This is a genomic window from Chryseobacterium sp. FW101-FHT12H09, assembly GCF_058790395.1.
Genome location: NZ_JBYTCP010000005.1, coordinates 498,853 through 513,324, shown reverse-complemented (window position 1 = coordinate 513,324; position 14,472 = coordinate 498,853). Strand labels below are relative to the sequence as shown.

Here is a 14,472-nt window from a genome sequence, read left to right as displayed (position 1 = left end):
TTTAGATAAAACACTAATGATAATTTATAAGGTAAAAATGGAAGAGCTTAAACGTCGTTTTATATACCAGTATTTCATTTTGATGAGCAGCATTGTCTTGTTAGAGATTGGGATTAGATTTTTTATAGATGATACAGTCATGGCTTTATATAATATAGGTGGGCTGATATTTTTATCTTATGGCTATTTAATGATGCGAGAAAGATATCTTGCAGATAAAATGGTACATGCCTATCTGATTATACTTCCCTTGTATCTTTTTTTTAGCATGCTTGTACATTGGGAAAGTACAGTGGTAACTTTTGCATGGTTATTTCCTTTGCCACTGATGGCTTACATATTTTTCTCAAAAAAAGTTGCTATAGCCTATTCTGTGTATATCATTGCCAATATACTAGCTTCTTTTGTTGTTTATTACTATTTTAATTTTCAATTTAGAGACTATTCTCGTGGAGAAATTATTATTCTTGATACTATTGCTTTTGTTTCTAATTTTACTTTCATCATGATGTTGTTGATTTATAATAACGAAATCAATAAATTGGAATTCTTATTGGAAATTCAGGAGCAGGAATTAGGTCGTAATCGCATTAAAGTTCAAAAAGTAACTGTTTTAGAGAAGATAGAAAGGAAAGATGATATGATTAATGAAGAAATAGCAGAACAGCTGGAAAGGTGTATGAGGGATGAAGAATTATTTAAAAATTCGAATCTCACTATATCAATAGTAAGTACCCATTTAAATGTAAATTATACTTATATTTCAAAAATTATCCGTTACAAAGGGTATAAGAACTTTAATAGTTATTTAAATACGTTTAGAGTTAACTATGTCAAAAATCTTATCAATGAAAGTGATTTGCAGAAGGTGACCCTTATGTATATTTATACGGAAGCGGGATTTAGCAATCAGGCTACTTTCAATAGGGTATTTAAACAGATAGAAGGGATTACGCCAAGTGAATATGTAATACAAAGCTTAGAGAAAAAAAGAGTTAAATCTAGGTCTTTCTAATTTTTTCAGATGAAGAATACAACTCAAAATGGAAGTTAGGGAAAATTAATGAAGTTGAGCCTTTCGTTTTAAAGGTAACAATGTACAAGCATAAGATTTTTCTTAAAATAAATCAGAATGCCTCAATTTATTGAGGCATTTTTTATGTATAATTTTAATTATTCCAGAATTGCTGTGTTTATCACTATAATTTATGATAGTTTATATTTTGATAAATTATTATTCGATTAGTAATTTATGATTACGAATTTGAGCGGTGTAATTTTTTTTATTTAGTATTACTTTAAATAGAGTAAAATATTCGTCATTTGAATGCGGATAATAAAAATTTAACATTTATTCACCAATTCATTTTATATATTTGTCTTCTATTAGTTTGATATAATATATGATCGATCATCAATTTATTGTTAATAAATTCGGCTTTCTAGGTAATGATTTTGTAAATGAAGTGCATGAATACGGTATTACAGATAAAATCAAAGCAAAGACTGAATTGATCAGAGAAGGAGAGAAAATTAAGTATATCCCTTTTATGATTAGAGGATCTGTGAAGGTATACTGTCTGAATGATGGACGGGAACTGATCTATTATTATGTAAGACCTAATGAGAGCTGTGTGATGACATTTTCGTCTATCTTCAGTAATTACATCAGTAAAATCTATGCAATCACCGAAGAAGAATCTGAAGTATTGTTAATACCTGTTTCTGTAATGCACGATTGGCTCATTCGTTTTCCTGGAATTAACAGAGTTTTTTATCAGGAATATGATAAGCGATTTATAGACGTAATGAATATGGTGAATGAAGCCGTATTCCATAGGTTGGATAAAAGGGTACTTAATTATATCAAACAACAAATTTCAATAACAGGGAATCATCCTATAAAATTAACACATAGAGAAATTGCGAGTAACCTTGGGACATCCAGGGAGGTCGTAAGCAGAGTCCTGAAAAAGATAGAAAATGAAGGTGAGATCTTTCAGGGAAAAGAGGGGATTAGAATTGCTATTCATGAAAATGTTAGCTAACTCTAATAAAAATTGTTTTAATAGTTTTTTTTAATAAGCTAATTGATAAATACAATTTGTTAGGTGACTTTTATCACACATTTTTGAACTGATAACTCTATAAGTTTGCCATACTAATATTTTTTAAAATTTGTATGACAAAAACTCTATTATTTTTGTCAATATTATCCTCAACTCTTGCCTTTTCACAGGAGGATTTGCTGAAAGATATTGACACCATTAAAGCAAACACAGAAAATTCGCAGCCCGCTTTTAAGGCCCTGCAGATTGTTACAGGACAATCTACAAAACTTGCTGCTAAAAATGAATGGTACATTGTGGTGGCGCACCGTTTTGGTGACATCAGTACAGGATTCAAAAATTTCTTTGGACTGGATGAAGCTTCTACTAAATTAGGAGCTATTTATGGGATTACCGATTGGCTATCTCTAAACCTATCCAGAGAAACCAATCAGAAAACTTTTGAATTAGGCGCTAAATATAAGGTCCTTAAACAAAACGAAAGTTTTCCTGTTGATGTAGTTGGTTACAATGTATTGGCCTTGAATACTGATCTTGATAAGGATAATTATCCGGGGCTTCATTTTGGCGACAGACTTTCTTATCTTACTCAGGCTTTAATTTCCAGAAGATTTGATGATAAACTTTCGTTACAGTTAACTCCCTCATACATTCATAAGAACCTTTACGAACCTAAAAATGAAGATAAAAATCAGTTCTTAACAGGATTAGGAGGACGTTACAAAATTTCTAAAAGGATCTCTATCAATGCTGAATATTTTGTGAATTTTGACAATCATAGTTTTTATAAAAATCCTTTATCATTAGGCATGGATATCGAGACAGGAGGCCATGTTTTCCAGCTGGTATTTAGCAACTCCCAGCTCAATTCTGATATAGGTTATCTTTCCAATGCTGTTGGAAACTGGGGAAAAGGACATATTTACTTTGGTTTTAATCTTTATAGAGTTTTTTAAGATGAAGAAGTTAATATACATCATAGCATCGACGGCTTTACTTATTTCTTGTGAAAGCAGAACATACGAAGAGATTTCAGATAATACGCCAATCACTCAACAGGTAAAGTACACAACAGATATAAAACCAATTATTGATGCCAATTGTATCAGTTGTCATTCTGTAAATGGTCCAGCTGCCTATAAGCCATTTACCAATTATGATCTGGTGAAAGCCAGTATAGATGATATGTTAAATAGGATACAAAGACCACTTGGAGATCCTGAGAAAATGCCGCAGGGAGGATCGTTACCACAATCACAAATCAATATTTTTATCAAATGGAAAGCTGATGGACTTATTGAAAATTAAATCAATTTTAATATGAAAAAATTAACACTCATAATGGTTTCGTTACTTTTTAGTAATCTGATTTTAGCGCAAAAATACAGCTCTAAAACAGGCAAAGTAACTTTTGAAGCATCTGTACCACTATTCGAAGATGTGTATGCCCAGGATGATAACAACATCGTTGTTGTGAATACAGATACGGGTGATATGGCATCTATATCAATAGTGAAGAATTTCCATTTTAAAGTAAAATTAATGGAAGAACACTTCAATGAAAGCTATGCAGAAACGGCAAAATATCCCAAAACAACTTTTACAGGAAAGATTGCCAATTTTGATAAAAGTAAGCTGTCTGCAACACCGCAAAAATATACAGTACAGGGAATATTAAATTTCCATGGGGTAAATAAACCGGTTTCTTCTACAGCAACAATTTCCTCAAAAGACGGAAAGATATACATGCAGGGAAGTTTTGTAGCGAAGCCAGCCGATTTTAATGTGACCATTCCTAAAATGGTTACGAAAAAAATTGCTGAAAGTATCAATGTTGAATACAATTATACACTGGTTAAACAATGAGAAAACTAATTATTATTCTAAGTGTTTTCCTGAGCTTTTCTTTTGTGTCTGCTCAGGAAAAAGCAAAATCAATTTTTGATATTGCCAGAAGTGGAACTGTAGCTGAAGTTAAAGAACAGATGAAACAGAATCCGGATGTTATCAACCAAACCAATGAAAGTGGCTTCTCTCCTCTGATTTTAGCATGCTATAAAGGCAATTTGGAAGTGGCTAAGTTTTTGATGGACAATGTGAAAGACGTTAATTATAAAAGTCAGGAAGGAACTGCTTTAGCAGGACTTTCTGTCAAATATAATAAAGATTTGGTAGAGTATTTATTAAAAAAGAATGCTGATCCTAATATTGGGGACACAACAGGATCTACCCCTTTATTCTGGGCTGTTAAATTCGGAAATAAAGAATTAATAGAATTATTGCTTAAATATAAAGCTGATAAATCTAAAAAAGATTCAATGGGAATGACTCCATTTGAATATGCACTTAAAACAAACAATACTGACATCATTAACCTTTTAAAAAATTAATATATGAAAAAAGTTTTACTAACATTAACAATGGCTCTGGCAGCTTCTCTCGGAGCGCAATTTAGCTCGGGTGTTGTGAATCTCACGACAACAGGAATGACAATAAAGTTGGATACTACTCCAAGTTTAGTGACAATGACCCTTACTGGAAATGATAATGCTTTTATGGGAATTGGCTTTGGAAGTAGTGGAATGGCAAGCGGAGCTGATGGATTTATTTATAATTCTTCTGCCAATAGAGATTATACCTTTAATGGAGTAGGGGTTATGCCATCTGCAGATGCTTCTCAGGATTGGACCGTAACAACTAATACAACTTCAGGAGGAATAAGAACTGTAGTTGCAACCCGATCTCTTTCTGGGGGAGCGGGTGATACGGCAATTCCAAATGCAGCAGGGACTATTAGTATTTTCTATGCCAAAGGAAATAATACTTTGAATTTAAGTTATCACGGTGGTGGAAATAGAGATTATGCAACATTAAATATGGCAGGAACTTTAGGAACAGGGGAAGTTATTGCTGAAAATAAGAAAATTGTTCTTTATCCAAATCCTGCAAAAGAAACAGTGAACTTCAAAAATGCTGACAGAATAAAATCTATTGATATCTATGAAACAACAGGTAGAAAAGTGAGAACCGTAAAATTGAATGGTGAAAATATCAGCGTTTCTGATTTAAAATCTGGAACCTATTATTTTGAAATCACTTCTAAAGACGGAACTTTATCTTTCGAAAAATTGATCAAAGAATAAGAAAAAAATAATTCTTTAATTTATAATACCTCTAGAAATAGAGGTATTTTTATTTTTGTGGAAACCTGAGCTTAAACCATATTGGGAAGAGATGGTATTTTTTGATGTATGTTCAGGTGAGAATATCAATTGTGAGATCGAGTGTTTTTCGAAATACAGGATGTAATCGTGCGAGCTTAGTTCAGAAGAAAAATGTATTGAGATCTGCTGTAAATCACTTGAGATTATTTTACAAAGACCTGCTCAAAATCATGTATTATAACACGATCATCCACAGCACGAATTCATATGAATTCAGTAATTTTAGTACATATAAAATAATTTAAATGGAGTTTAGAAATTTAGTCAGCCTCAATATAACAGACCTTTTATCAGTATTTAATCTTTCTTTTTCTGATTATTTGGTTCCTTTTCATTTGACTTTGGAGCAGCTCACATCAAAAATTAATGCAGAAAAAATAGATATGAATTTTTCAGTTGGCGCATTTCAGGATGATCAGATTGTTGGTTTTATTCTGCATGCTGAAAAAGTAGAAGATAGAAAACGAATTGTGTATAATGCAGGAACTGGGGTTACTCCTGAATACCGTGGACAGGGATTGGTAAGAAAGATGTATGATTATATTATTCCAATACTACAAGATAGAAATACAGATGTGTTGACTCTGGAAGTTATTGAAGGAAATGAACCTGCCATCAGAGCATATACCAATCTAGGATTTAAGATTTCTCGAAAACTGCTTTGTTTTAAAGGAAATATTGAAACTAAAGAAACATCTTCTGAGATCAATGTGCAACAGCTGGATCACTTCCAATGGAAAACGTTCAAGTCTTTCTGGGATATTGAACCCTCATGGCAGAGTTCGGTAATTGTCCTTGACCAGATGCGAAATGACTTGGTTATTTTGGGAGCATACGAAATGACTGAGCTTGTAGGTTATGCTATATTTAATCCAGCGATAGGAAAAGTATATCAGGTGGCTGTTAATAAAGAAAATAGGAGAATGGGGATTGGGGCGAAACTTTTTAAGGTGATAAGAGAGATGAGTGCTGGATCGGTGACCGTTGTTAATAATGTGGATGATTCCTCAGAAAATACGTCTCATTTTCTTAGTGGAATGGGTCTTGAAAATTGGGTGTCTCAGTTTGAGATGGCGAATAATATTAATATTGAATCATAAAAAAGAATGCTGCTTCTATAGAAACAGCATTCTTTCATTTATATTTTTAGTAGAAATGATCAAAGATTATTTTCCAGATTTAAACTTTTCCAAGTCTTTCTTCTGAGACTCATTTTGCTCTTTAAGTAAGTTAATATAGTCATTTAAATGATCTAAAACATGATTGGGAATACTACAATAATAATTATAGTTACCCGAGCTATCATTAAATGTAAGATTGTCATTATTCTGGATGATACTTGAGGGCTTTTCTTCTTTTATATCTTCAACCGGAACCTCTAAAGCTTTAGCCAGCTTTTCCCATTCATCATCAAATATTCTCACATCTCCACTTTCTTTCCTGCAATAATTAGAAACATCTGTTGAAATGATCTTTGACATGTATTCCTGAGTATATCCTCTTTGCTTTCTTAAACTTCTTAGCTTTTCCATAATGATCTTATATGTGCTTTGTACAAATATAAACAATTCAAACTTTTTAATCTAGATTTGGTCATAATTCTCAGAACAAACAACAAACCCGCTTATTGAGCAGGTTTATTTTATTATTAACTCAAAGTTATAAACTTTGCGACGTGGACTTTAGAATAAAATACCACGAAGGATTCGTGCGGCAGGGGGAGGTATTAGCAACACAATCATTTATCATCTTCTTTTCATAGAAAAATCTTTAAAAAGCAAATCTGTAGAAGAGGAAAAGGGAGTAGTTATTGCTTCGGAAAAATTTACACATTTATTATCTATTAGAACGCAATTGATGTTCGCTCCTTCAAAAAAGTATTTAATAATTTTATTTTTTTTCTGTTTAAATGTTTTGTTTTCATATGAAATAATATAATCAACTTTGGTTGTATATTTTATTGATAATGCTTTACAAATATCCCCCGTACTATCTTTAATTATTAAAGTAGCATTTTTCTTATCTAATATCTTAAGCTCTATTCGATAATCAGTATTGTTGTAATTATTTGTTTTGTTACTAAAAGATTTACAACTTACAATTAAGAAAAGAAATAAAAATAGTAAATGATAATATTTTTTAAAACCCATAAACATCTCTTAAATAATTTCCAGCAGGAATACTAGGTTTAGTATTTCCAGGATATTGAAAAATTTCCACCATACTTTTAACAGCTGCGGCATTGACACCATTAATATTATTTACTGTACTAATTTGAGCTCCTATAGGTAATTGATTTGTATTCATCAATTCTCGATTTACACTTGCAACCTGTGAATTACCTATAAACTCATATGTCCCCCTGGGAAGAGTAGGAAATTTCAATTCTCCCGCATAAGCATATTGAGCTCTATAGGCATCTATTTCTTGACCAATACCAAAAGATCCACTTTTTAAACTGCCATTTGTATTAAAATCATATTCACCTCTTGCTATTTGTCCTCCATGTCTTGATTCATGTATTTGTTTATCAAAATCATCTGTATACATTGTGATTTGTCCTTCTCCTGTCCTTACTGTTTGAGGAACACCTCCACTTGGATTATCTTTAGATTTTGCAAATGAATATGTATTTTTTTCATCATTTCTCATATCGGAAATATCTTGTTTTGACTTTTTTAATTCAGCAATTCTGTCACTTTTATCACTTGCATCACTTTTGTTCAATCTATCTAATTGCTTATCTATATTCTTCTCTATTCCTTTAGCTATCTTTTCAGCTTTTTCATCAAATTTTTCAACACCGCGTCCATCTGGATCTATAAATCGGATAGGGTTATTTACTGCATAGTTGTAAGGTGACCATCTACGATATTGTTCCGCCAATGGATCAATAACTCCCCATCTTCCAATATCCGGCATATAAAATCTCGCTCCATAATCATACATTCCAGTTTCTGTTTGCAGCTCCTTACCGTTGTACTTATACTGATAAGCAGGATTTCCGGCTAATCCATTATATCCTTCATGCTTCAATCCAAATGGATAATAATTATTTTCTTCAATGACCTCTAATCCCAGTGTTCCCTTAAGATAACTTACTCTAACATTTCCTAGATGATCAGTATAATTGTAAATGTACTTATTTTTTACAAAATCATAATAACCTTCTGATGTAGGAACAAATTGCAGTTCAACAGCAGGAAGAGGGCAGCCTACACAACCAAATCCAGAATCATTTAAGAGATATTGAAAACCGTCCAAATAATCAGTTTGAGAATTTGTTAATCCAGCTATAAAGTTTTTTCTAAGTTTGGTACCGTCTGCTCTATAAATGTAGTTGGTTGTGGCTCCCTGTACTCCGGTGCCTTTTTTTATGCTGTTAGGTAAATTAAGGAAATTATAATTGATTTTATTGATGCCTTTATCCAAGTGATCTATCATATTTCCATTATCATCATAACTAATAGTATTCGGAGTTGCTAAATAAGGATAGCCTGAAAGGTTTTGTGAAAGGTCTTTGATTGAAAGTAGTCTATTTCCAGAATAAGTATACTGTAAATTATCAATAACAATTGGGGTATTAGTGTCCTGTTGGCCAGTTCTTGACATACCTTTTATATTTCCATTCAAATCATAGAAGAGCCCTTCATTATATGATCCTGTTGTTACGACAGTTGAATTAGGCTTATTATATTGAGCATAATTAAATCTATTTAAAGTATCATAATAATAATCATATCTTCTTAAAGTATTATCACTTTTTGTATTCCAGTCTATTTCTGTTATATTTCCATTAAAACTAGCTTGACCTCCTGGGTCAATGGGATTATTATATCTGATAGCATATCCAAACAAATCACTTCCTAAAGTAGTAGGATCATTGATTTGGGTCATCCAGCCTCTGATATTGTATTTGTAATCTACCTGCTGAAGTGGATTTGCTATACTACCACCTACTTTTTTAGATTCCAACTGAGAAAGTTCATTGTACTTGTTTTGAGAAAGATATTCAATGGTTCCAGTACCCACTTGATGGGTATGAGTTAAAAGCCTGTTTTGGGTATCATAAGTAAACACGTCCCTTATTGATCTTTCTGTATCTGTGGCTAACCTTGTATGCCTTACTAAAGTTTGCTTAACTGTTCCCGAAAAATCAAGATCTGAGCTGGCTTTAGTATATCCACCTAAATGATTAATGGAATGAGAGCTGATCGCTCTTCCTTTTGTATCGTAATAAGTGTAGTTCTTTGTCCAGTTATCATCTTCTATATTTTTAACCAAACTCATTACAGGAAGACCTTTTGTGCTTACAGAGTTTGCAGAAGAATTGTCGGTTAAAACAGTTTGGGCAAAAACATTAGACGGAAAAGTAGGATTAAAGCTGTATGCAGGATAGGTGTCATAGTAGTTAACACTTAAAACCTTATCTATGGTAGTAGGATATACTGCATTCCCATAATACACAGACATTCCACTATTTGTAAATCCTGTCGTATTACGATCTTCATTAGAAGGTTGTCCCTGATTGATATAATAATCTACACTATCTTGAACCTGAATTCTTACAAACTGAGCACCAATATTAGCTATCCCAGTATAAACTACTCTTGAAAATTTATCATATTTAGTAAATAACCACTTCCCTGATGGCTTCATAACAGCATCTTGAGTCATTACTAATCGGTCTGCTTTATCATACACCATATATTCCCATCCTTTACCAGGAAGCTTTTTCTCAACCAGTCTGCTTTTTCCATCATATCGATATTGATAACAGAAATTATTTAATGCTGTATCATCGGGTGTGGCTGGTGAGCCGGGTGGAATCACAAAGGCCAACTGATTATACTCATTATAAACATAATAAGTGTCGGCATTTTCTGTAGCACTGATTACCTTTCTCACCAATACAACCTGCCCTCTTCCATTCTTAAATTCTATGGTTTTGTTTCCATCTTCATCAGTAACGGTGTTTTTATAGAGACTATTAGGTAGGAAATACTGAAGCAACTGAAGAGTAGTTACTGTCATTTTCCCTGTTGGATCCCATGTTGTTGTTGGTTCATATTTTCTAACATAGTCTTCATGGATATTGGCATCATACTGAAACTTTACAGGTTTATCATTCCATGCTGTTCCAACTTGTTTTTGCTCTAACAGCCTGTCCAAAGGAGAATCTTCAAGCTTCTTTTCAGCATAGATCTTCTCCTGACCGTAAATGGCTGGCTGGGTAGCATTAGTTAAAGGATTGGGAACAATTGCTCCATTTAATGTATTAGCCTGTGGAATTGGTAAATAATCTTTTACCTGTCTTCCAAAACCATCATATTCGATAGGAGTTACTACATCTTTTCCTGTGGGAGAAGCTTTTATATTAACAACTTGCTTGGGTCTTCCCAGTCCATCAAAATACTGAACCGTTTCTGAAATCTTAGTAGCTACGTTACTCGTATTATAATCAAGATAGGTTTTTGAATATACATAGTTTTCTGTAGGAGAAAGCTGGGCATGAGCCGTACTTGCCAGGAGCAATGCTCCTATTGGAATGAGTATCTTTTTCATCGTCTTAGTTTTTATAATTGTACTTGAACTCTTTTACAAGAGTCCCTGTTTTAGAATCCTGTCTCACTTCTTTTAATCGGTTAGCAGTATCATAGATATAAACCTCTCTAATTCCTGAAGGTGGAGTAATACTTGTTACTCCAATTAATGGATCATAAGTATAAGTGGAAACCTGATAAGCAGATAAACCTGAGCTCTTTCTGAAGTTATCCAATGCAGTAATAAGTGCTGGTTCATTAGCAGGGTTAGCTGCGTCTGAATCTGAAGCACTTACTATGGCAGTAATAAGTCCTAAACTCACTAACTGGTCATAAGTAGCACCTTGTATTTTTGCAATAGGTTGACTTCCATTATATCCCCAAACAATAGTAGTTGGCATTCCTTCTTTTGTGGTATATTGTTGAATGTTTCCTTTGTAATCATACTTATCATAAGTAACTTCGGTAGACCCATTTGTGGTATTTAGTAAGTCATAAGATTTTACAGAAGTTGGTAATACTAATCCTGATGTTTTAGTATTAGCCTCTGATTGACTTGTTGGATAAATAGTTTCTATTTTTGATAAAGTTTTTGTAATTCCATTTGTAATTTGTGTAGTTTCTGTTTCTAATGGAATATCTATTATATTTTTATCAATCATTAACTGATTCCCTTTCTCATATGCATATTTTAAATAAGTATTTGATGCAACATTTTCTCCTAAGAAAGTTTCTTTTTTTGAAGTCAATTTAGTGGGGTAAAGTGGTTCATCATAAAAATATTCTGTTAACCTCGATTTCTTTCTACCATTACTAAAATAATCAGATGTGGTTTCTTTTTGTAATAAAAATGCATCATTATGCTTAACAAATATAGGAAAAGGTGCAGGACTGAGATTTGTATTCATTCCAATATAAGAAGGGAATACGCCGTTTATAGATAATTCAGTTGCAAATGATCCTGGTGCTCCATAATCTCTGAGTGTAATAGCTCCTGGTACATAGTCAACTGGTGAAATTAAATTGTATAAGATCATCTTTACATTTCTCTCTTGTAGATAATTAGCTGTTGCTTTAGGTGCTCCTGAAAGATAAAAGCTTCTTTCTACTGTTTTTATGGTATCATTTGTATTGTTGAAGGCCAAATATTTTAATAATTGTCCATTTCTCCAGTCTCTACTTTCCATAAACTCGTACCTTGCTGAAGTGCTTTCATTAGTAGCGAGAAAATTATCTCCTGTTTGTAATGGAGATTCTACATAATATTGAAATACTTCTCTTCCTTTTGGATTATTATTGGCATCGGTTTTTATCACCTCGACATTAGTATATCCAATGGTTTTTCCTTGTGTTCTCATTCCTGTAATTACAGGGTTTACTGAAAGCTCAATAGCATCCTCCACCGATTTACCCACACCAACTGGGCCCCCTGAACTACCACTACAGCTTCCGCTGGTGATGAGTCCCCTTCTGTTATTTTTAGTATACATTGGGATATCAAATAAAATTCCGCTTGAAAGCAGAGGATTCCCATCCTTTGTGTAAGAATATTTTGTAGAATACTTGTATTGACCATTGTCATACTGCTTAATTTCTTTAATACGTATTCCGCCTCCAAGTATAATAGGAGCATCCACTGCACTAGGATCAGATTCCTCCCAGCTAAAACTAACTTGGGAATAAAAATACATATAATTAGATATATTACCTGTAGGGTTTAATCCTCCCCAATATATATGCTTAATTTCTGCATATACTTTTTGAGTAGGGACATTTTGATTATTATATTGATGAAAATCCAAGGTAGTTTCACTATCTAAAGAAACATCTGAAATCCAATATTTTTTAACCCCGTTCTCAAAATAATAAATACTTAACAGTGCATATAGATAGTTACTATTTAAAAAATTTGAAAAAGTGGAAGCTTTGAAAGTGGAAGCTCGTGTTATTTTTAGATTTAACTTCTTATCATAATTTGTAAGATCAATTTCTCTCACAAAAGTTTTCGTATAGTTATTGATTATTGTTGGCGGCTGAGAATAATTAATATCTGATCCTTCTACACTACCACTTATCATAAAAAAATCACCTTTTTCAAGTACTTTCTTTGTTTTTAAAAAGTAATGTTCATCATTTGGCCTATATAATAGAGAGCTAGCTGTATTAGGCTCATAAATAAATTCATTCTTTCCTCCTTCGGGATAAGTAACAGATTTTAAAGAAAAAGTCTGTGTGTATATGGGGTCAACTTCTTTATTGGCTATTCTAACTATTGGAGACTCAAGATCTTTTGTAAATCCGTCAACAGTTATAAATGAAGTCCCCATGGGCTTATAATATTTAATAGGTACATTAGGATAGCCATAATTATTCAGCTTACCATTAAAATATCCCCAATGATCAGAAGAATAAGAATTCCTCTGTGTCATTTTATTTTGTTCATAATACTCAAAAGAAGTGGTTGTACACTTTCCGTCTCTATCACATTCCTGATAAGATAGTAATTTCAATCTTTTGGTAACATCTTCAGTAGAGTCCGAAACTCCTGCAGCTTCTGGAATAGTTTCAAAATACCCATAATTAAATCTTTTTTCTGAAATTATTTGACCCGATTTGTTTTTAACAATAATTTTGTCTAGTTTTTTTAAATCATTGAAATCTAACCTGTTAGAATAAATGAAATTCACAGTCGCATCTGAAGTTTCTATTTTTTCTAGAAGTGATTCCATTGATGAAAACTGTGTGTCAGTTTCAACAGGATTTATACCCGTACCTGAACTAACAGGAGTACATCCAAGGGATGATAAATAAAGAGTATATGGAAAAAGCTTTGTCTGTGGTGTAATAACTCTTTTGATAATATTGTGAGATAAATATGAAAAATTAATTATGTTATTATCAATTCCCTTTATTTTTTTTATTTTCCAAGCGTTAGCACCATAGAAATTACTGGAATATGAAGCAGTGTTGAAAAATGTTTCAGTCCCATCACCGCCAAATGTATATCTAATTCCATTGCTTGTAATAACATTTATTGTATCAATTATTTTTATTTGAGTGCCCCTTTTATTATAATCAATCTTCAAGTCTGCCATAGGAAATGTCACTATTTTTTTATTTTTTGGATTGTAAAAAAAACTTCCTGAAAAACCGTCTAAGGATAAATTAAATTGATCTGGCATAAGATCTGAAAGAGGTAAATTGTTTTGTGGGTTACTGACCGCATGTAATAAATTTTGCTGATTAAGCAGATTATTATTTAAAAAACTGTCTATATTATCAGCATTATTTTCCATCACCCCATTTTCATCAACTAACCCATTAATTTTTCTTGTAATTGGATCTACAGTACTAATTGACCAGCCTAAACCTACTGTACTTGCTGTTTCAGAAACCAAGATTCCGCCTGCATGATAACTCAAACTGATTGGAACTTCTACACTTCCTGATTTCATAGTATATATTGGAATAGAGATGTTTGGAATTCCTGTATAATTGGAAACAGGTGTTTCCTGATATTTCAAAAGGCTGCTTGTTTCAGGGGTGTAAGGAAATATATTATTTGGATTTTTGTAAATCTGTGAAAATCCGATATTATATATAAATGTTAAAATTATTATAAAATATTTCTTCATT

At 32.5% G+C, this 14,472-nt stretch carries 12 protein-coding genes; 8 read left to right on the top strand and 4 right to left on the bottom strand.

The annotated features are described in order from the left end of the window. Positions 1 to 37: 37 nt before the first annotated feature. From AC3WRL_RS21370 to AC3WRL_RS21335, 8 genes are all read left to right on the top strand, one after another. Positions 38 to 1,015 carry a helix-turn-helix domain-containing protein gene (locus AC3WRL_RS21370; protein ID WP_214827812.1) on the top strand — a complete coding sequence of 326 codons (978 nt, stop codon included), beginning with the start codon at positions 38 to 40 and terminating at the stop codon, positions 1,013 to 1,015. Positions 1,016 to 1,403: 388 nt separating this feature from the next. Further along, entirely contained in the window at positions 1,404 to 2,048 is a 645-nt protein-coding gene (locus AC3WRL_RS21365; protein WP_214827816.1) for a Crp/Fnr family transcriptional regulator, read from the top strand. A gap of 134 nt (positions 2,049 to 2,182) precedes the next feature. Beyond that, positions 2,183 to 3,025 (top strand): DUF5777 family beta-barrel protein, encoded by an 843-nt coding sequence (locus tag AC3WRL_RS21360; protein ID WP_492331206.1) that lies wholly within the window; start codon positions 2,183 to 2,185, stop codon positions 3,023 to 3,025. Between the two features lies 1 nt (position 3,026). Continuing rightward, positions 3,027 to 3,377, top strand: coding sequence for a c-type cytochrome (locus tag AC3WRL_RS21355; protein WP_214827823.1), 351 nt, complete (start codon positions 3,027 to 3,029; stop codon positions 3,375 to 3,377). A gap of 12 nt (positions 3,378 to 3,389) precedes the next feature. Next, positions 3,390 to 3,935 carry a YceI family protein gene (locus tag AC3WRL_RS21350; protein WP_492331205.1) on the top strand — a complete coding sequence of 182 codons (546 nt, stop codon included), beginning with the start codon at positions 3,390 to 3,392 and terminating at the stop codon, positions 3,933 to 3,935. Next, positions 3,932 to 4,459: an ankyrin repeat domain-containing protein gene (locus AC3WRL_RS21345; RefSeq protein WP_214827830.1), complete on the top strand. Its 528-nt coding sequence runs from the start codon at positions 3,932 to 3,934 to the stop codon at positions 4,457 to 4,459. Before AC3WRL_RS21350 ends, AC3WRL_RS21345 begins: the two co-directional genes overlap by 4 nt. Before the next feature lie 3 nt (positions 4,460 to 4,462). Continuing rightward, positions 4,463 to 5,212 (top strand): T9SS type A sorting domain-containing protein, encoded by a 750-nt coding sequence (locus AC3WRL_RS21340; protein WP_214827837.1) that lies wholly within the window; start codon positions 4,463 to 4,465, stop codon positions 5,210 to 5,212. Between the two features lie 326 nt (positions 5,213 to 5,538). Further along, entirely contained in the window at positions 5,539 to 6,393 is an 855-nt protein-coding gene (locus tag AC3WRL_RS21335; RefSeq protein ID WP_214827840.1) for a GNAT family N-acetyltransferase, read from the top strand. 66 nt (positions 6,394 to 6,459) lie between these two features. Here the strand turns inward: AC3WRL_RS21335 and AC3WRL_RS21330 are convergent, their stop codons facing one another. The 4 genes from AC3WRL_RS21330 to AC3WRL_RS21315 all read right to left on the bottom strand — a co-directional run bounded on the left by AC3WRL_RS21330 (position 6,460) and on the right by AC3WRL_RS21315 (position 14,471). Continuing rightward, complete coding sequence (locus tag AC3WRL_RS21330; protein WP_492331204.1) at positions 6,460 to 6,825, bottom strand: helix-turn-helix transcriptional regulator; 366 nt, start codon at positions 6,823 to 6,825, stop codon at positions 6,460 to 6,462. Between the two features lie 213 nt (positions 6,826 to 7,038). Next, a complete protein-coding gene (locus AC3WRL_RS21325) occupies positions 7,039 to 7,443 on the bottom strand; it encodes a hypothetical protein (RefSeq protein WP_492331203.1) in 405 nt (134 codons plus the stop codon). After that, on the bottom strand, positions 7,433 to 10,858 hold the full coding sequence (locus AC3WRL_RS21320) for a DUF6443 domain-containing protein (RefSeq protein ID WP_492331202.1): 3,426 nt from the start codon (positions 10,856 to 10,858) through the stop codon (positions 7,433 to 7,435). The genes AC3WRL_RS21325 and AC3WRL_RS21320 overlap by 11 nt, the downstream gene beginning before the upstream one ends. A gap of 4 nt (positions 10,859 to 10,862) precedes the next feature. Further along, the gene (locus tag AC3WRL_RS21315; protein WP_492331201.1) at positions 10,863 to 14,471 is read right to left on the bottom strand and encodes a hypothetical protein; all 3,609 of its coding nucleotides are present in this window, start codon (positions 14,469 to 14,471) and stop codon (positions 10,863 to 10,865) included. Position 14,472: the final 1 nt, after the last annotated feature.